Below are 16,641 nucleotides of genomic sequence, written 5' to 3' on the forward strand. Positions count from 1 at the left end.
CACTCCTTTCTTTCCTTACCTGCATAAGAATAGCGCTTATCACCCGGCCGTCCCCGATTAACCCTCGGCTTGTAAGGCATGAGGTACAAGCGCTAGTGCCAGAAGTATATCGTTTCATTATTGTATTTCCAGGGTAAAAAGATACAAGAAAGGCGAAGGTAGACTCCGCCATTTCTGAAACGGCATTAGCCGCCGATTACGATGAACGCAATTACAACACCGATGATCGGAATCGCCTCAACTAGTGCCACACCGATGAACATTGTTGTCTGAAGGGCACTGCGAAGTTCTGGTTGACGAGCAATCCCCTCTACTGTACGACTTACGATCAAACCGTTACCGATACCGGCACCAAGTGCTGCCAGTCCTACTGCGATAGCTGCTGCTAAAAGACCCATAATGTAAAATCCTCCTCAAATATTGTAGTAATAGATTGTTGTTTCAAAAAAATATGTTAATGATCTTCGCTCACTTTGTGAGACATATAGACCATCGTCAACATTACGAAAATGAATGCCTGGATGAACCCGATAAATGTACTGAAACCGAGCCAGGCGACCATCGGAAGCGTTGCCCCGAGGAATCCTAAGAAACTGCTTGTTGCCAGTCCGATCAGTAAGCTGATCAGAATTTCCCCTGCGTAAATGTTTCCGTAAAGACGGAGACCGAGCGTCAGGGTGTTCGAAAATTCTTCAATGATATTGAAGGGTAAGAGGAACGGCAACGGACGTACATAATCCTTTGCGTACTCTCTTGATCCTCGCAATTTGACCCCGTAGTAGTGAGTCAGCACTACGACCATGACGGCTAACGTCATCGTCACGAGAGGATCTGCGGTCGGTGACTTCCACCATAAGGTGTGTCCGACAGTTCCGTTAACAACAACCCCCAACATGTTCGATACGAATATGTAGAGGAATAATGTCAACCCAAGCGGCAGGAACATTTTTCCTGTTCGCCAGTCCATGTTGGAGCCGATGATATTCTTGATAAAATCGACGGTCCACTCAATCACATTCTGCATGCCTTTCGGGCGTCGCTGCAAGTTCCTTGTGGCCGCAACGCAGACGATAAAGACAACGAGAGATGCGACAAACATCATGAGAACATTCGACAAGTTGAAACTGAGCCAAGGTATGCCAAACGCTTCATTCCATATTGGTGCTTCGTGATCCAATCTCTTCACCTCTCTTCCATCGTGCTATCCTTGCTAGAATTAATGAAGGCATCTATAAAAATGACAACCGTAGCTGCCATTAAGCCTAATACTACGCCAATTAAATGGAAATACTCTTCGAATTGAAGGGCGATGACGACGGCTAGCGCGCCACTCGCGAGTCTCGTGAATGTACCGATCCCTTTCATCGTTCTGTTGGCTGCAGCCGCTTCACCGAGCTGTTTCATCTTGCGCTGCATCAACCACAGATTGTAAAAGCTGAGTACACTTCCGAGCAGTGTTCCGAGGAAAAAGGCTTTCCATGGAGTGAGTCCCCATAAGAGGACCAGTAATGCGAGAAGATAGAACATCCATTTACGTTGACGGGTTGCCATGACATCATAATCTTTCAAGCTAATCGTCCCCCGTGTACTTTCTTACTAAATGAATGGTTCCATATGTACCTGTCCCTAAACCGGCAAGGAGTCCGATTATGAGAAACAGCGGGCTGGTTGCGAACTGTTCATCCACCCATTTGCCGATGAAGATACCGGCGAGTGGGCCACCTGCGAGTTGCGAGGAAATGGCACTGGTCAGTCCGATTGCACGAAAAGAACCTCTATGATTCCGGTTCATTCCACCACCACGTTTTCCTTGTGCGTGAAACCGCTTTTTTGTGTGAAAACCTTATCATTCCACACTATGTTAGATTACAATAGCAGTCCAGTGATGTCAATGCGTTACAAGTTAAAAGTACACATGTTCGACACAATTCTTTTCACATTTCTGCCACATTTCCTGTTTGGTTATGCAAACGTTTGTATATTATGGAGTGGGAGCTTCCGTTTAGATACATTACCTTCCCCCGACTTCCGGGGAAGGTACATGCATTCGAGTGCTTTTGCACGCCGTTCAGAAAAGTGAATCTCGTCTGAGCGTCCAGCAAATCTATTTGCCACCCACTCGCTCACGGACGACTTTCGTGAACGGCGTGCTATACATTTTCCTGGACACTCAAGATAGAGACCCTGGCGTGAGTGGGGGGCTACACGCAACAAGAGAAAGAAACGCAAGATCTTTATTGATTACCTTCCCCCGACTTCGGGGAAGGTACGTGCATTCGAGTGCTTTTGCACGCCGTTCAGAAAAGTGAATTTCGTCTGAGCGTCCAGCAAATCTATTTGCCACCCACTCGCTGACGGACGACTCACGTTAACGGCGCGCTATACATTTTCCTGGACACTCAAGATAGAGACCCTGGCGTGAGTGGGGGGCTACAAGCAACAAGAGAAAGAAACGCAAGATCTTTATTGATTACCTTCCCCCGACTTCTGGGGAAGGTACATGCATTCGAGTGCTTTTGCACGCCGTTCAGAAAAGTGAATCTCGTCTGAGCGTCCAGCAAATCCGTTTGCCACCCTCTCTCTGACGGACGACTCACGTTAACGGCGCGCTATACATTTTCCTGGACACTCAAGATAGAGACCCTGGCGTGAGTGGGGCGCTACACCTACACCCTTCAAGATTCAGTCACCCCAATCAATCACTCGTATAAATTCTTGCCACGGAACCCTGTCATCTCATAGCGCTCTTCTTCCGGAAAGGCCTTATAAGTAAAATAGACGATGTCTCCTTTTTCTACATCAGCCAGTCTATCCGGATCTTCCATTTTATACACCCCACATGCTCCATTGCGGAACGCCGTAGCATCGCAGAACTCTATTTCGATCGCTTCCCCGCTCAGCACTTCCGTCACTTCTCCTGCCACCGAGTTCTCAAGCATTTGAAAATCAGGTGCAACGAAGTCCACGTCTTCTTCAACGCCATTATCCACCGGCATCGTTTCAAGCATAGACATGATCTCATACAGTTTCTCCTCGATTTCTTCCTGGGATACACCTTTTTCAAAACCTATGTACGCTTCCTGGCTATAGTCTTCTGTATATCGATTGATTCCATAACCCACTTCCAGCGATTCGAACTCAGGGATCCCCTTCTCGAAGACTACCACCCTTTCATCGAGGTAAGGGTGTTCGAATCTTCCCTCTTCCACCGGACTGTAGTCCCCGGGTATATTACCTCCCGAATAATTGGATTGGAACGACGAGCCCCGATTGTCTTCCCTAAGCTTATGCTCTATCTGAAGAATTCTTCTGCGAATGTTTTCGCTATACTTTCTATTCTTGATTTTGGCCCGGACATTGATACCTACGAGCTCATCGTATTTTTGCGATAAGGTGTATCCGTTGATCGTTTTGATGCTTCCGGTAGAATGTGCCAGATCATATTCGATCGTTTCATGAATCTCTTCAGACCCGTCAGCCCGGGTCACTATGATTTCGTCTTCTTTCAGTCCCGGTTCTTCTTTCTTCTCTATCTCTTCTTGCTCGGGTTCGTGCTCAGTACTTTCAGCCGCTTCCCCGCATGCCCCCAATAGCAGAAACAAAATCATCCATAAACTCTTTTTCATTTTCCTTCTCCTTCTGTCTCAATAAAATCCGCCTTCGTCTATCCCAAAGACGGATCAATTCCTATTCTGAATCATTTTCTTTTTCATCAAGTCTTTCCTCAAGTCGTCTGATTCTCCGTAGGTTGGACTATGTAACTGCAAACACGGCGCCAATACCTGCCCCACCGATGAATCCCAGTGGTCCAAACACTATGGCACCAATAACGCCGAACACCATCATGTACACAAAAATCACACAAACTCCCCTTAAAGTGGTAGCATTCCTTCTTCATTTTACCAAAAAAAGCACCGGGTACGCGTGGCTGCGTAGGGCCGGTGCTTCATGTATGAGCTCTATTCGATTTCAAAAGGTGCCGGTTTATCCGTGCGGTGCTCAAAGAAATAGCGGATCGCTTCCGCAATGCGGGCCGATGCATTGCCATCCCCATAAGGGTTCGAGGCTTTCGACATCGCCTTGTATGCTTCCTCATCCGAGAGAAGCTCGTTCGCCAGGTCGAAGATGTGATCTTCTTCCGTGCCGGCAAGCTTCAGCGTGCCTGCTTCGATTCCCTCCGGACGCTCCGTCGTATCGCGGAGTACCAGTACAGGGACACCGAGAGACGGCGCTTCTTCCTGAACACCTCCGGAATCTGTAAGGATCAGATGAGCGCGGGACGCAAAGTTATGGAAGTCGATGACGTCAAGCGGAGAAATCAGCTTGATGCGATCATCGTTCCCGAGAATCTCATCTGCTGTTTCCTGTACAACCGGATTCAAGTGGACGGGATACACGACTTCTACATCCTCATGCGTCTCGACCATCCGCTTGATGGCGCGGAACATCTGCTTCATGTTATTCCCGAGATTCTCCCGGCGGTGTGCCGTCATGAGGACGAGACGTTTTCCTTCAAGAGAGTCCAGGACTTCACTCGTATACGATTCATCCACCGTCGTTTTCAGCGCATCGATGGCCGTATTCCCGGTCACGAAGATGTTATCTTCCGGCTTATTCTCCGCAAGAAGGTTATCCCGCGACTTGTTCGTCGGGGCGAAATGAAGATCCGCCATGACACCCGTCAGCTGACGGTTCATCTCTTCCGGGAACGGAGAGTATTTGTTCCAGGTACGCAGTCCTGCTTCCACGTGACCGACAGGAATCTGGTTGTAGAAGCCTGCAAGAGAAGCGGCGAATGTCGTCGTCGTGTCTCCGTGGACAAGGACGATATCCGGTTCCGTCTCTTTCATCACTTCATCCAGACCCTCCAGTGCCCGGGTCGTCACCTGAGCCAGGGATTGCTGCTTTTTCATGATGTTCAGATCATGGTCCGGGGTAATGTCGAAAATGGACAGAACCTGATCGAGCATTTCACGGTGCTGGGCCGTCACGGTAACAATCGGCTCGAACTGCTCCGGGCGTTTTTTCAGTTCAAGAACGAGCGGTGCCATCTTGATGGCTTCCGGTCTCGTCCCGAAAATCGTCATTACTTTGATAGGCTGTGACATAATGGCCTCCTTATTTCGTTCCGTACAGACGGTCACCGGCATCACCGAGACCAGGAACGATGTACCCTTTGTCGTTCAACTTCTCGTCGAGTGCCGCGAGATAGATATCTACATCAGGGTGCGCTTCTTTCATCAGCTCGACGCCCTCCGGAGCTGCGACAAGGCACATCAGACGAATCTGCTTCGCTCCGCGTTTTTTCAGGGAATGTATCGCTTCGATCGCGGACCCGCCGGTTGCAAGCATCGGATCGAGGACGATCAGTTCACGTTCTTCGATATCACTAGGCATCTTCACGTAGTATTCCACCGGTTTCAGCGTCTCCGGATCACGGTAAAGACCGACGTGACCGATTTTCGCTGCTGGAATAAGGTCAACCATACCATCTACCATGCCAAGGCCGGCACGCAGAATAGGAACGAGTCCCACTTTCTTTCCGGATAGAACTTTCGCTGTTGCGTCATCGACGACAGGCGTATCGATGGACACTTCCTCAAGCGGAAGGTCGCGGGTAATCTCGAACGCCATAAGCGTAGCGACTTCATCCACGAGTTCGCGGAAATCTTTCGTCCCGGTCTCCTTTTTTCGTATGTACGTCAGTTTGTGTTGGATCAACGGGTGGTCCAGTACGTAAACGTTGCTCATCGAAGCACACTCCTTCGTTTTTTCTTATTCATATCTGTACTATTGTACTGAATAATAGATTTGTTTGCAATGAGGAAAGAAAAGTGGAGTCATCCCGCTTAGAAACCTCAGCCATAAGCAGACTCAGCTTCTTTTGGGTGAATTTTCCCGAAAAAGGTGAGTCTGCTTATGGCTCGGGTTTCTGGGTGGTGCAACTGGATCTGAAAAGAAATGTGGAAGCACCTGTTTAGAATTTCTGCCATCCAGGAAATTATCGTAACTTTTGGTCGGTTTATCGTAACTAATTTTCATTTGTCGTAACTTTTTACACCTTTATCGTAAATAATGAGCTATTTATCGTAAAAAACGATCCAGCGCATGAAAAAAGCCGCTCCGGGGAGCGACTTTCTTCCTAATTATTCAGATGCACTTTCGAGAGACGGATATAGCGGGAAGCGGGATGTGAGGGCACGGACGCGCTCTTTCGCTTCTGCCAGCTTCTCTTCATCTTCGTGATGATCTAGAGTGAAGGCGATGAGTTCTCCGACTTCTTTCATCTCCTCTTCTTTGAAACCGCGTGTCGTCACGGCTGCTGTTCCGATACGGATTCCGCTTGTTACGAATGGGCTCTCCGGATCGAACGGAATCGTATTCTTGTTCGTTGTAATACCGACTTCGTCCAATGCTTTCTCGGCAACTTTACCAGTGAGGCCTTTGTTGCGAAGGTCGAGAAGCAGAAGGTGGTTCTCTGTGCCGCCGGAAACGAGACGGACTCCGTTCTCCTGCAGAGACTCGCCGAGTTTCTTCGCGTTCTTCACGATTTGACCGGAGTAGTCGCTGAACGAACTGTCGAGAATCTCTTTGAATGCCACAGCTTTCGCAGCGATGACATGCATCAGCGGGCCACCCTGCATGCCAGGGAATACGTTTTTGTCGATTTTCTTCGCGAACTCTTCTTTACACAGAATCATTCCACCACGCGGACCGCGAAGCGTTTTGTGCGTCGTCGTCGTTACGAAGTGCGCATGAGGAATCGGATCGGAATGATGCCCCGTCGCTACAAGACCGGCCACGTGTGCCATATCGACAAGCAGGTACGCACCTACTTCGTCAGCGATTTCGCGGAACTTGGCAAAATCGATGTCACGTGGATAAGCACTTGCACCGGCAACGATAAGTTTCGGCTGAACTTCTTTCGCTTTTTCAAGAACGGCATCGAAATCGATTCGTTCCGTATCTTCATCTACCCCGTACTCTTCGAAGTTGTAGAGGGAACCGCTGAAGTTCACCGGGCTGCCGTGAGTCAGGTGACCACCGTGGTTCAGATTCATACCAAGCACCGTATCACCCGGCTTAAGGACTGTGAAATAAACAGCCATGTTCGCCTGGGAACCGGAGTGAGACTGGACGTTGGCGTGCTCCGCTCCGAAGATCTGTTTCGCGCGATCACGGGCAAGGTTCTCCGCTTCATCGACGAATTCACAGCCGCCGTAGTAACGCTTGCCTGGATAACCTTCTGCATATTTGTTCGTCATGACAGATCCCATCGCTTCCATCACCGCTTCTGATGTGAAGTTTTCGGAGGCGATCAGTTCGATATTGTAATCCTGACGATGGTGCTCTCTCTGAATGGATGCGAATAGTTCCGGGTCTTGCGATTTCAATTGTTTCATCGGTTCGTATTCCCCTTTCTCCTGACTCTTCTGTTCTTTTCCTATGGCTTCCTATGGACGGGCTTGCACTTACTCATACACCGCACGCGGACCGCCGATCAGTGGAGGTCTTGTCCGGGCCGCTGTGATACGGGCGTTGCCGATCGACTTCTGTTCGAGACGGAGCGGAACCGCTACACGCTTCAAGTGCATTCCGATCAAGGTGTCTCCGATATCAATACCGGCATCCGCTTCAATCGATTCAATCAGCACCGGATCGTTCATATGACGATACGCGTACGCAGCCATAGAACCGCCGGCTTCCCGGACCGGAACAGCTGCCACGATGCGCCCGTGATGGCGCTCTGCCGTTTCACGCTCGACGACAACCGCTCGATTCAAATGTTCACAGCACTGAAAAGCGAGCGACATCCCTGTTTTTTCTCCGAATGTACGGAGTTCGGCGAATAAGGCCGCAGCGACCTCATCACTTCCCGAGGTCCCGATCCTTTCCCCGATAACCTCGCTCGTCGAACATCCGATGATCAGTGTTCCACCCGTCATGAACCCCGTCTCCATCAGCTGATGAAGAGCGACAGACGCGTCTTTTCCAACATTCATCACAGCATCCTCCTTTCTCTCACAAAGTCTCCCGCAACCGGCGTAATCCGTCCCGCGAGTATGGCAAACAAGAGAAGCATCGGCCCCTCTAAAAATCTTTCCCTTATTGTATTACTTATTTTCCGATTCGGCAATGTTCGGGTTTTAAAGTAAAAGGTGGAGCCACCCCGCTTAGAAACCTCAGTCATAAGCAGACCCGGCTTCTTTTGGGTGCCTTCTCCCGAAAAAGTCGGGTCTGCTTATGGCTCGGGTTTCTGGGTGGCGCAACTGGATTATGTAAAAAGCGGAGAAGAACGTTCAGAAGCTCTACTCTAAGCAGACGGGCCTGGCTTCGATAAAAGATTTTATGCTTTGCGCACCGTTCATGAAAGAGATTTCGTTGTGAGTGTCCTGCAAATCATTGAGCGGGACACTCACGCTTGATTCACCAGCTTGAACGGCGCTCTAAAGTAAATGCCACCCACTCAGAAAAACCTGCTTCGCCTGAGTGTACCGCAATGCGCCCACCAATAAAAAAGTCCGCTCACCCTAACCAGGATAAGCGAACCCATCAACTATGCATGCTGTTTTTCTAAAGAGAACCGCTCCATGTCTGCACGAAGCCTGCCCGCCTGCTCTTCCAATTGCGTCGCAAGCGCATCGACGTCTTCGAGCATCGTAGTCTGCTCTTCGATCGAGGCATTCACTTCCTCCGCTCCGGCTGACGTCTCTTCGGCTACGGCCGCGACTTCCTGTGATTGTCTCGACGTTTCCTGGATCATCTCAAGCTGCCTGTCCACATTTTTCGAAATGTTGGTGACGGCTGTGGCGACCTCGTGGATCGAGGAGGTCATGGTTTCCATCGCTTCCCCGGTCTTCGCTCCCTTTTCCGCTTCCTCTCTTCCATAAGAGACCTGTTCGGAAATACGGGAGACGACTTTCGTTACGCCTTTCTGCATCGCATCGACGAGCGAAGAAATGTTATGTACCGCTTCTGAACTCTGATCGGCCAACTTCCGGACTTCCTCCGCGACCACGGCGAATCCTTTGCCGTGTTCCCCGGCACGCGCCGCTTCGATGGAGGCATTCAGAGCCAGAAGGTTCGTCTGTTCCGCGATATCTCCGACGAGAGTGACGATGTTGTTGATTTCTTTCGCATTCGCTTCCAGGGACTCCACTTCCTCAAGCGATTTCTCCTGATCATCGGACAGATTACGAATTCCTGTCAAAAGTTCCTCCAACACTCGGCTGGAATGATTCAGACTGTCAATCATCTGATCCGCTTTCTGTTTCGATGCTTCCGCTTCTTTCTGAATTTCTCCGGCAAGCGTCGTCGCATCGTTCACGTAATTCGCTGTGTCCTGGATGGAAACCGCCGATGACTCCGCCCCGGATGAAATTTCGCGGATCGTCTGTTCCACGGTACGCGCCTGATCGGTGACATTCGATGTAGACGTCCGCATGCTTGTTACGGTAGCATTCGTTTCATCGAAATTGCGCTCGATTTCTGTGATAACCTCCCGCAAATGCCCGACCATACGATCGAACGCGACAGCCAGCGAACGGATTTCATCATCCGACTCCGGTATATCCACGCGCTGGGTAAGATCCCCTTCCGCGACCTGGACCGCCACGTTTTCAAGCTTCTTCAATTCTTTCGTAATCAACCCGGCCATGACATAAGCAAGGACTCCGGACCAGAGAACACCCATCACGAGCGTCATAACCGTGAACGCCGTCTGTGACATCGGGAGAACTCCCTTAGCCATATCCCACAGTACATAAATGAACAATGCAGAGAACGTATACGTAATCATCGCCAGTACTGTTACAAACAGGACGATTTTCAAACGTAAACTGAACCGATACTTCTGACTCACACCTATCTCCTCCAAACTACCTGTTTCTATTTATTATCATCGGCTTTTCCGATCAATAATTCAATATACTCCTGGAGTTCCTGATAGGTTTTTCGATAAACGTTTTTGTCTCCACCGAACGGATCCATGATGTTCACATCCGGAAGCGAATTCTCGATGTCTTCGATTTCTTCAAGTTCCTGTCGGGAGGCCTCTTTCCAATCTTTCTCCTGCACCCGTTTTTCTTCTACCTTACTGTAAAGCGACTTCAGCCGCTCCCACTTGTCGTCTGAAATAAGCACATATTCTTTCAAGGTGAAAAGTTTTTCGTCATGACCGTCGTATTGCATCGCAAGCGCCTGTTTGTGGCGTTCTGTCATCGTCAGAATGAGATCGGCCCATGCCAACAGATCCTGAGTCACCGGCTGAGAAGCATGATCCACCTCGACGCCTTCTTCTTCCAGTACCTGTCTCGATCCTTCGGAGATCGGCTGGCCCTCTCCTGCGAAAATTCCTGCAGATGCGACACTGAAATCATTGCGCTTGTCTTTCAGAATCGCTTCCGCCATAGGGCTCCGGCATGTGTTTCCTGTGCAAACGAATAGTATATTCATAACTATAGATCCTCCTAGTGAAAAATCATCTGTAGTCCGAGCAGACAAAGGATCATTCCGCCCGCCTGCTCACTATAGGAACCGAACAAACTTCCGGCTTTTCTTCCAATTATGAAACCCGTCCACGTCATAAGCGCGGCAACCACTCCTATCAGCACCACGGAGATATCCGTATCCCCAAGGCCGGCACTAACCCCAACCGGAAAGCTGTCCACACTTACGCCGAGAATAAACAGAGCCAATCCTTTTTTCGTTGTGGCATGAAATGTCTCCCCTGCGCCGAACATCATCCATGTTCCGAGAGCGACGAGCAGCCAGGCCGACACGAAGTCTGCATACCCCTGGATGGTCCCTGATAGAAACGTCCCCGTCATGATTCCGAGTTCCGGAAAAATGATATGACAAAGGCCTGTCCACAGTCCCGTCTGGATGAAAAATCGGAGCGGAAGCAGTTGCATGCCAATTGCCAGGGCAGCTGAGAACGCGTCCATCCCCAGCGCTACCGCTATCGCCGCTTCCTTCACACGTATGCCCCCTCCCACTTTTTCCATTGTATGAGTGGGGGAAGAACGGTATACGTAAGAAAAGTGGGAGCGCCTTGCTCATCTCCCCAAGTATAAGCCCGGTTTCAAATGAGGTGTACTTTCTTTATTTCGAATTCGGGCTTATATCTTCCGGGAGATAGGCGCTGGACTTGGACATAGCACTACCGCCGTATCATCTCTCATCCTCCGGGAAAAGTGGAAGCGCCTCGCTTTTAAATGATCCGGTCGGCGGCTTTCTTGAGACGGTTCATGACAGCGGCTCCGACTTCCGTCTCCTCGAACGTTTCCGCTAAAATCACATCGACATCGGACTGTTTGTAGGAACGGAGAGCTCCGTACAATTCCACGGCTACTTCAGAGAGATCCGTCCGTGATCCGCATACAGCCATCCGAGGGTGATCAAGTTTTTCTGCCAGTTCACGACTTGCGATGACGCCGACTCTCTTCCCTTCCTGTTGATAGAATGAAAGTTTTTCCACAAATCGCTCATCGTCACCTTCTACGAGCAACAATGGAACCTCCGGAGCGTAATGTCGGTATTTCATTCCCGGAGATTTCGGTTTCTCTTCCTCATCAGAAAGAGCGGGATCGACGCGCACTTCTTCAAATACTTCTTCCAATTGTTCTTTCGTCACGCCACCAGGCCGGAGAATGACAGGAATTTCTGCGGTACAGTCCACAACCGTCGACTCCACCCCGACACCGGTACGGCCACCATCCACGATTCCCGCTATTTTTCCGTTCAAATCCTGATACACGTGCTCGGCGCTTGTCGGGGAAGGTTTCCCGGAACTGTTGGCACTCGGCGCTGCAATCGGCAACTTCACTTCCCGTAACAGCTTGAGAGCTGTCGGATGATCCGGCATCCTCACCCCGATCGTCTGGAGACCTGCCGTCACATTCTTTGCGGCCTTGCCATTCGAAGGGACGATAATTGTAAGAGGTCCCGGCCAGAATGCATCCATGCACTTCTCAGCCGTTTCCGTCCAATCAGCGGCGATGGTTGCAAGCTCTTCCCGCTCTCCAATGTGGACAATCAGTGGATTATCCGCAGGACGCCCTTTCGCATCGAATATTTTCTGAACCGCTTCTTCCCTTGTCGCATCCGCCCCGAGACCATACACCGTCTCCGTCGGAAAAGCGACGGCCTCCCCAGCTGATAGAGCCTCCGCCGCTTCCCTCATTCCATCCTCCTGTTTCCATAAACGTGTCATTCGAGTTACTCCTTTATCTTTCTTTTCTAGTATCTATTATGGACAAAGCTCCTTGTGTAGGCAAGTTAAAGGCAGAATCCCCCTCTTTGCTTATTCTCGATTTGATAAGTAAAGTTTGTTTTTGTATAAGTTTACTTTACTTTTATATAAGTTTTATTTATAATTTGATAATAAGAGGTGAAGAACATGAAAAAAGACTTTGGTGATTCGGTATCGAATAAAGTCTACGACTATCGAGTGCTGGCCAAGATGTCTCAGATGGAGCTGGCGAAAAAGGTCGGTGTTTCCAAACAGACGATTTTCGTAATGGAAAAAGGGAATTACGTTCCCTCCTTACTCCTGGCTCTTCGTATCGCAGATTTTTTCGAAGTCGATGTGAACGACATTTTTACTTATGAAAGAAAGGATGATGGAATTGATGAATGAGCTGACAGAATCCCTGTTTCAACCTTTGAGGACCTGGGCGGAAATTTCGGCGGGGAACTGGAACATCCTTATTGTGGGTGGGTTCGTGCTGTTCATGATCAGCATCGGTGTGATGTTTATGTGTTGGAGAATGATAGGAGAAGAGGATGAAAGGACCAAAGGCATCTATCTTCAAAGTGCAGCGATTGCTTTTCTCGTACTCGTTCTATGCGATATTCTTTTTCCGAAAGAATACATGTGGCAAGTGTTCTTTCTTTTCAAGTATTCTTTCGCCTTCCTGGCCGGCGGTATTTACCTTGCCACCCGCTACCTGAGGGATCGGACCGTCTGATTCAGCACGAAAGGGAGATGTCCGTCTCTCTTTTTTACATTTCCACAGTTTTATCCACAGAATCCGTTTGCAATTGTCTATAAAAGTCGAAATATAACCGTTTTCTAAAATACTTACCCACAATATCCACAGGGTGTGTGCATAAATTATCAACTTATTCACAATTCCCTGTGGTTAACTCCACCAATCTGTGAATGAATCCCATTGTTTCGCTATCCAAGACTCTTTTTTCACTTCTTTTTCCTCAGGCAGACAGATATCCGGAAACAGCAGACACCACCAATTATCCCCATCCCCGTCTCCGATGGTTACGAGAATCGCCTCGTACTCTCCGGATTCGTACCCTTCTTTTTGAGGAAAGTACACGTCCTTCCGAAACTCCACAGTAAACGGACGGGTCGTTTGGGTATCCACAATTTCGTTCAATATATGTAATTGATTGTCCACCGCTTCTCTCGCTTCGCCGATCGTTTCCCCGGCGCCCATGATTTCCTTTAGCTTCGGATACATCGCCTCGGCCACCTGCATCTTTTCCTGCTGATCGGCTTCTTCGTTGCTATGAGCCAGGATGCGGATGCGCAATGTTTCTTCCGCTTGTGCAGTAATCGGTATGGAAAGAAGAAGCGTCAGTATCAGTATGATTCTCATAAAAAATGCTCCCTGTCTCTGACGGATTTCTTTTCAACGTCAGTATAGACAGAGAGTCATAGAGTTATACCCGGGCCGTCACGATGCGGTCGCGGCCGTTCAAATCTTTAATTACTTCCACCGTATAGGTTGGCAGTGCATCCTGGAGCATCCGTCTCACAGCACCGCCTTGCGTATGGCCAATCTCAAACGCTACGAAACGGGGGGTGTCGTTGCGCGCTTTCAATTCCTTACATAGGGTTTCATAGGCAAGTAACCCATCGTTTTCCGCAAAAAGCGCAAGCGCAGGATCGTATTTCTTCACCGTCTCATCGAGCTCTTCTTTTTCCTCCCAGGCGATGTAAGGGGGATTGGAGACGAGAATATCGATATGTTCCTTTTCGAGTGGTTCAAGAAAACTTCCTTCATAAAAACGTACGTCTGCTCCGAGAGACGCCGCGTTTTCGCGGGCGATTCCTAAGGCTTCCTTCGAAATATCCGTTGCCAATACGTCGGCTTCTGTCTCCAGAGCGAGCGTCACCGCAAGCACTCCACTGCCGGTGCCGATGTCAGCGATCCTGTCGCCATGGCCCGTATTTTTCCTGATCAGATCCATCAGTTCTTCCGTTTCCTGGCGAGGGATCAGCACATCCGGCGTCACCCGGAAATAGCGACCGTAAAATGGTGCACGTCCGGTAATATGTTGATACGGCTCACCGGTTTCCGCATGGGTTCTCACCGCTTTGATGAAGCTTTCTTTTTCTTCAAGAGAAAGTTTCCGATCATCTTCAAGGAAAAGTCCGGATCCTTCGAGCCCCGTGTAATGTTCGAGAAGAAGGACCGCCACGCGCGACTCACGACCATGTTCCTGCAAAAAAGAAGAAGCCCACTGAAGAGCTTCTCTTATCGTCATATCCGTCATCTTATTCACCGATCTGCTCGAGCTTTTTCGCCTGTTCTTCCATAAGGAGCGGCTCGATGATCTGATCGAGATTGCCCTGCAGTACCTGGTCGAGCTTCTGCAAGGTGAGTCCGATGCGGTGATCCGTCACACGGGTCTGCGGGAAGTTGTACGTACGAATACGCTCGGAACGGTCCCCGGTACCGACCGCGGATTTACGGCTTTCATCATACTCTTCCTGAGCTTCGCGCTGGTATTTGTCATAAATACGGGCACGCAGGATACGCATCGCTTTGTCTTTGTTCTTGATCTGGGATTTCTCATCCTGACACGAAGCCACAATGCCTGTAGGCTCGTGCGTCAGGCGTACGGCGGACATGGTCGTGTTTACACTCTGACCACCGGGACCACTGGATGCGAAAGTGTCGACGCGGATATCTTTTTCATTGATATCGACTTCCACTTCTTCCGCTTCCGGAAGACAGACGACGGTCGCTGTGGACGTGTGGATCCTACCGCCGGATTCCGTTTCCGGTACACGCTGAACACGGTGGGCCCCATTTTCATATTTGAAGCGGGAAAACGCACCTTCCCCTTTCACCATGAAAATGACTTCTTTATAGCCACCGACTTCGTTCGGCGTGGAATCGATGACTTCGATCTTCCATCCCTTACCTTCTGCGTAGCGGGTGTACATACGGTACAAGTCTCCAGCGAAAAGAGACGCTTCGTCTCCGCCGGCTGCTCCGCGGACTTCCATGATAACGTTCTTCTTATCGTTCGGATCTTTCGGAAGCATGAGGACGCGCAGGCTTTCTTCGAGCTCTTCCTTACGTGTCGTAAGTTCGCTGAGTTCTTCCTTCGCCATTTCCTTCATTTCTTCGTCCGATTCATCGTCGAGCATTTCTTTCGTATCATCGATCTGTGACGTGACATCTTTATACTCGCGGTAAGCCTGAACCGTTTCTTCGAGGTCCGACTGTTCCTTCGAGTATTCCCGAAGCTTTGTCGTATCACTGATCACCTCAGGGTCACTCAAAAGTTCGTTCAATTTATCGTAGCGGTCTTCTAACGTCTGTAACCGTTCGATCATTTCATTCACCTCTTTTTTGTCTGCCATTCGTATTATATTATAGGGGTTCCTTTGTTACAACCTAGCCCCCTCGCTAAAGTGGAGGATCATCGTGACACTTGCGGCAGACCGGATAATAAGCATCGTTGCCGCCGATCTGGATCTGCTCTCCGGAATAGACCGGCTGTCCTTCTTCATTGACGCGAAGGTTCATGACCGCTTTCTTTTCACAGAACCAGCAGATCGTCTTCATTTCCTCAATTTTATCGGCATACAGAAGAAAATACTTGCTGCCTTCGAACAACTCGTTCTGGAAATCGTTCTTCAGTCCGAAGCCCATCACCGGGATATTCAGACGATCGACGATTTTCGTCAGCTGCAGAATGTGCTCTTTATCGAGAAACTGAGCTTCATCCACGAGTACGCAGTAAGGCTGCTGTTCTTCCTGTTTCACCGTTTCATACAGATCCGTCTCTTCAAAAATCGGATACGCCTTCCGTCTCAGGCCGATCCGTGAAGAGACGTAGCCGATTTCATCCCGGTCGTCGATGCCGGGGGTGAAGATGAGAACCGGCTTGTTCTGCTCTTCGTAGTTGTGGGCGACTTTTATGATTTCGATCGATTTTCCGCTGTTCATCGCTCCATATTTAAAATACAGTTGTGCCATGTATGTGACTCCCCTTTTTCTAAACGCTTCCCCCATTATACACAAAATTACGGGTTCTGAGGATGTCTTCCTGAAGTTATTGGAAAGGAGTTTTGGAATGGTCGTATGGAGGTTTCTTAGCTTGAGCGGTTCGTTTCTTTGGTATTGCACCGTTCAAAGGGTCGGATTGGCGTACGAACGGTTCATTTCTGATTTAATGAACCGCTCGTTCGGGTTCTGCGCTTAGCGAACGGTGCATAAGGGCAATTTAAAGATCCCGCAGCATAGCCTTGACCTAGTGCTGGTCGCTCAAACCAGAGCGCTAAGCTTGAGTGTCCCGTTTTTGTATGCACCGCGCCGTTCCGTTCCTGGTCCGGATGCTGAGTGGGTGGCTAACGGATTTACTGGACACTCGGACAAGAGA

19 protein-coding genes are annotated in these 16,641 nt (G+C 49.5%); 2 read left to right on the forward strand and 17 right to left on the reverse strand.

Annotated elements, in window-relative coordinates; genetic code table 11:
• Positions 1–185: 185 nt before the first annotated feature.
• From atpE to BLQ44_RS07210, 13 genes are all read right to left on the reverse strand, one after another.
• Positions 186–398, reverse strand: a complete 213-nt coding sequence (gene atpE, locus BLQ44_RS07145; protein WP_093193197.1) for a F0F1 ATP synthase subunit C — start codon at positions 396–398, stop codon at positions 186–188.
• Positions 399–454: 56 nt separating this feature from the next.
• The gene (atpB, locus tag BLQ44_RS07150; RefSeq protein WP_093193198.1) at positions 455–1,177 is read right to left on the reverse strand and encodes a F0F1 ATP synthase subunit A; all 723 of its coding nucleotides are present in this window, start codon (positions 1,175–1,177) and stop codon (positions 455–457) included.
• Positions 1,178–1,182: 5 nt separating this feature from the next.
• On the reverse strand, positions 1,183–1,569 hold the full coding sequence (locus BLQ44_RS07155) for an ATP synthase subunit I (RefSeq protein ID WP_245688116.1): 387 nt from the start codon (positions 1,567–1,569) through the stop codon (positions 1,183–1,185).
• A gap of 1 nt (position 1,570) precedes the next feature.
• Entirely contained in the window at positions 1,571–1,792 is a 222-nt protein-coding gene (locus tag BLQ44_RS07160) for an AtpZ/AtpI family protein (RefSeq protein ID WP_093193199.1), read from the reverse strand.
• 907 nt (positions 1,793–2,699) lie between these two features.
• Positions 2,700–3,626 carry a hypothetical protein gene (locus tag BLQ44_RS07165; protein WP_093193200.1) on the reverse strand — a complete coding sequence of 309 codons (927 nt, stop codon included), beginning with the start codon at positions 3,624–3,626 and terminating at the stop codon, positions 2,700–2,702.
• 333 nt (positions 3,627–3,959) lie between these two features.
• Positions 3,960–5,108 (reverse strand): non-hydrolyzing UDP-N-acetylglucosamine 2-epimerase, encoded by a 1,149-nt coding sequence (gene wecB / locus BLQ44_RS07170; RefSeq protein ID WP_093193201.1) that lies wholly within the window; start codon positions 5,106–5,108, stop codon positions 3,960–3,962.
• Positions 5,109–5,118: 10 nt separating this feature from the next.
• Positions 5,119–5,751: a uracil phosphoribosyltransferase gene (gene upp, locus BLQ44_RS07175; RefSeq protein WP_093193202.1), complete on the reverse strand. Its 633-nt coding sequence runs from the start codon at positions 5,749–5,751 to the stop codon at positions 5,119–5,121.
• 395 nt (positions 5,752–6,146) lie between these two features.
• Positions 6,147–7,403 (reverse strand): serine hydroxymethyltransferase, encoded by a 1,257-nt coding sequence (locus BLQ44_RS07180; RefSeq protein ID WP_093193203.1) that lies wholly within the window; start codon positions 7,401–7,403, stop codon positions 6,147–6,149.
• 69 nt (positions 7,404–7,472) lie between these two features.
• A complete protein-coding gene (locus BLQ44_RS07185; protein ID WP_093193204.1) occupies positions 7,473–8,003 on the reverse strand; it encodes a TIGR01440 family protein in 531 nt (176 codons plus the stop codon).
• 554 nt (positions 8,004–8,557) lie between these two features.
• Positions 8,558–9,862, reverse strand: coding sequence for a methyl-accepting chemotaxis protein (locus tag BLQ44_RS07195; protein ID WP_245688117.1), 1,305 nt, complete (start codon positions 9,860–9,862; stop codon positions 8,558–8,560).
• Positions 9,863–9,888: 26 nt separating this feature from the next.
• Positions 9,889–10,455: a low molecular weight protein arginine phosphatase gene (locus tag BLQ44_RS07200; protein WP_093193206.1), complete on the reverse strand. Its 567-nt coding sequence runs from the start codon at positions 10,453–10,455 to the stop codon at positions 9,889–9,891.
• A 14-nt stretch (positions 10,456–10,469) separates the two neighbouring features.
• A complete protein-coding gene (locus BLQ44_RS07205; RefSeq protein ID WP_176757464.1) occupies positions 10,470–10,979 on the reverse strand; it encodes a manganese efflux pump MntP in 510 nt (169 codons plus the stop codon).
• Positions 10,980–11,212: 233 nt separating this feature from the next.
• Positions 11,213–12,214, reverse strand: a complete 1,002-nt coding sequence (locus tag BLQ44_RS07210) for an L-threonylcarbamoyladenylate synthase (protein ID WP_093193208.1) — start codon at positions 12,212–12,214, stop codon at positions 11,213–11,215.
• Between the two features lie 186 nt (positions 12,215–12,400).
• On the opposite strand from BLQ44_RS07210, the gene BLQ44_RS07215 reads away from it, so the two are divergent.
• Both BLQ44_RS07215 and BLQ44_RS07220 read left to right on the forward strand, forming a co-directional pair.
• Positions 12,401–12,640 carry a helix-turn-helix transcriptional regulator gene (locus BLQ44_RS07215; RefSeq protein ID WP_093193209.1) on the forward strand — a complete coding sequence of 80 codons (240 nt, stop codon included), beginning with the start codon at positions 12,401–12,403 and terminating at the stop codon, positions 12,638–12,640.
• Positions 12,633–12,971, forward strand: coding sequence for a DUF2178 domain-containing protein (locus BLQ44_RS07220; protein ID WP_245688118.1), 339 nt, complete (start codon positions 12,633–12,635; stop codon positions 12,969–12,971). The genes BLQ44_RS07215 and BLQ44_RS07220 overlap by 8 nt, the downstream gene beginning before the upstream one ends.
• 174 nt (positions 12,972–13,145) lie before the next feature.
• Here BLQ44_RS07220 and BLQ44_RS07225 read toward each other — a convergent pair whose 3' ends face one another.
• The 4 genes from BLQ44_RS07225 to BLQ44_RS07240 all read right to left on the reverse strand — a co-directional run bounded on the left by BLQ44_RS07225 (position 13,146) and on the right by BLQ44_RS07240 (position 16,238).
• A complete protein-coding gene (locus BLQ44_RS07225; protein ID WP_093193211.1) occupies positions 13,146–13,619 on the reverse strand; it encodes a stage II sporulation protein R in 474 nt (157 codons plus the stop codon).
• 64 nt (positions 13,620–13,683) lie between these two features.
• Positions 13,684–14,511, reverse strand: a complete 828-nt coding sequence (prmC, locus tag BLQ44_RS07230; protein ID WP_093193229.1) for a peptide chain release factor N(5)-glutamine methyltransferase — start codon at positions 14,509–14,511, stop codon at positions 13,684–13,686.
• Between the two features lie 10 nt (positions 14,512–14,521).
• Positions 14,522–15,592: a peptide chain release factor 1 gene (gene prfA / locus BLQ44_RS07235; RefSeq protein WP_093193212.1), complete on the reverse strand. Its 1,071-nt coding sequence runs from the start codon at positions 15,590–15,592 to the stop codon at positions 14,522–14,524.
• A 73-nt stretch (positions 15,593–15,665) separates the two neighbouring features.
• Positions 15,666–16,238 (reverse strand): thymidine kinase, encoded by a 573-nt coding sequence (locus BLQ44_RS07240; protein ID WP_093193213.1) that lies wholly within the window; start codon positions 16,236–16,238, stop codon positions 15,666–15,668.
• Positions 16,239–16,641 lie beyond the last annotated feature (403 nt).

It is taken from the genome of Salimicrobium halophilum (genome assembly GCF_900100295.1).
GTDB lineage: Bacteria > Bacillota > Bacilli > Bacillales > Halobacillaceae > Salimicrobium > Salimicrobium halophilum.

Excerpts from the sequence above, each read along its gene's own strand:
- prmC (WP_093193229.1), bottom strand. The coding sequence starts at position 14,511 with ATGACGATAAGAGAAGCTCTTCAGTGGGCTTCTTCTTTTTTGCAGGAA.
- BLQ44_RS07215 (WP_093193209.1), top strand. The coding sequence starts at position 12,401 with ATGAAAAAAGACTTTGGTGATTCGGTATCGAATAAAGTCTACGACTAT.
- prfA (WP_093193212.1), bottom strand. The coding sequence starts at position 15,592 with ATGATCGAACGGTTACAGACGTTAGAAGACCGCTACGATAAATTGAAC.
- BLQ44_RS07210 (WP_093193208.1), bottom strand. The coding sequence starts at position 12,214 with ATGACACGTTTATGGAAACAGGAGGATGGAATGAGGGAAGCGGCGGAG.
- BLQ44_RS07165 (WP_093193200.1), bottom strand. The coding sequence starts at position 3,626 with ATGAAAAAGAGTTTATGGATGATTTTGTTTCTGCTATTGGGGGCATGC.
- wecB (WP_093193201.1), bottom strand. The coding sequence starts at position 5,108 with ATGTCACAGCCTATCAAAGTAATGACGATTTTCGGGACGAGACCGGAA.
- BLQ44_RS07180 (WP_093193203.1), bottom strand. The coding sequence starts at position 7,403 with ATGAAACAATTGAAATCGCAAGACCCGGAACTATTCGCATCCATTCAG.
- atpE (WP_093193197.1), bottom strand. The coding sequence starts at position 398 with ATGGGTCTTTTAGCAGCAGCTATCGCAGTAGGACTGGCAGCACTTGGT.
- BLQ44_RS07240 (WP_093193213.1), bottom strand. The coding sequence starts at position 16,238 with ATGGCACAACTGTATTTTAAATATGGAGCGATGAACAGCGGAAAATCG.
- BLQ44_RS07225 (WP_093193211.1), bottom strand. The coding sequence starts at position 13,619 with ATGAGAATCATACTGATACTGACGCTTCTTCTTTCCATACCGATTACT.
- BLQ44_RS07220 (WP_245688118.1), top strand. The coding sequence starts at position 12,633 with ATGAATGAGCTGACAGAATCCCTGTTTCAACCTTTGAGGACCTGGGCG.
- BLQ44_RS07185 (WP_093193204.1), bottom strand. The coding sequence starts at position 8,003 with ATGAATGTTGGAAAAGACGCGTCTGTCGCTCTTCATCAGCTGATGGAG.
- upp (WP_093193202.1), bottom strand. The coding sequence starts at position 5,751 with ATGAGCAACGTTTACGTACTGGACCACCCGTTGATCCAACACAAACTG.
- BLQ44_RS07200 (WP_093193206.1), bottom strand. The coding sequence starts at position 10,455 with ATGAATATACTATTCGTTTGCACAGGAAACACATGCCGGAGCCCTATG.
- BLQ44_RS07160 (WP_093193199.1), bottom strand. The coding sequence starts at position 1,792 with ATGAACCGGAATCATAGAGGTTCTTTTCGTGCAATCGGACTGACCAGT.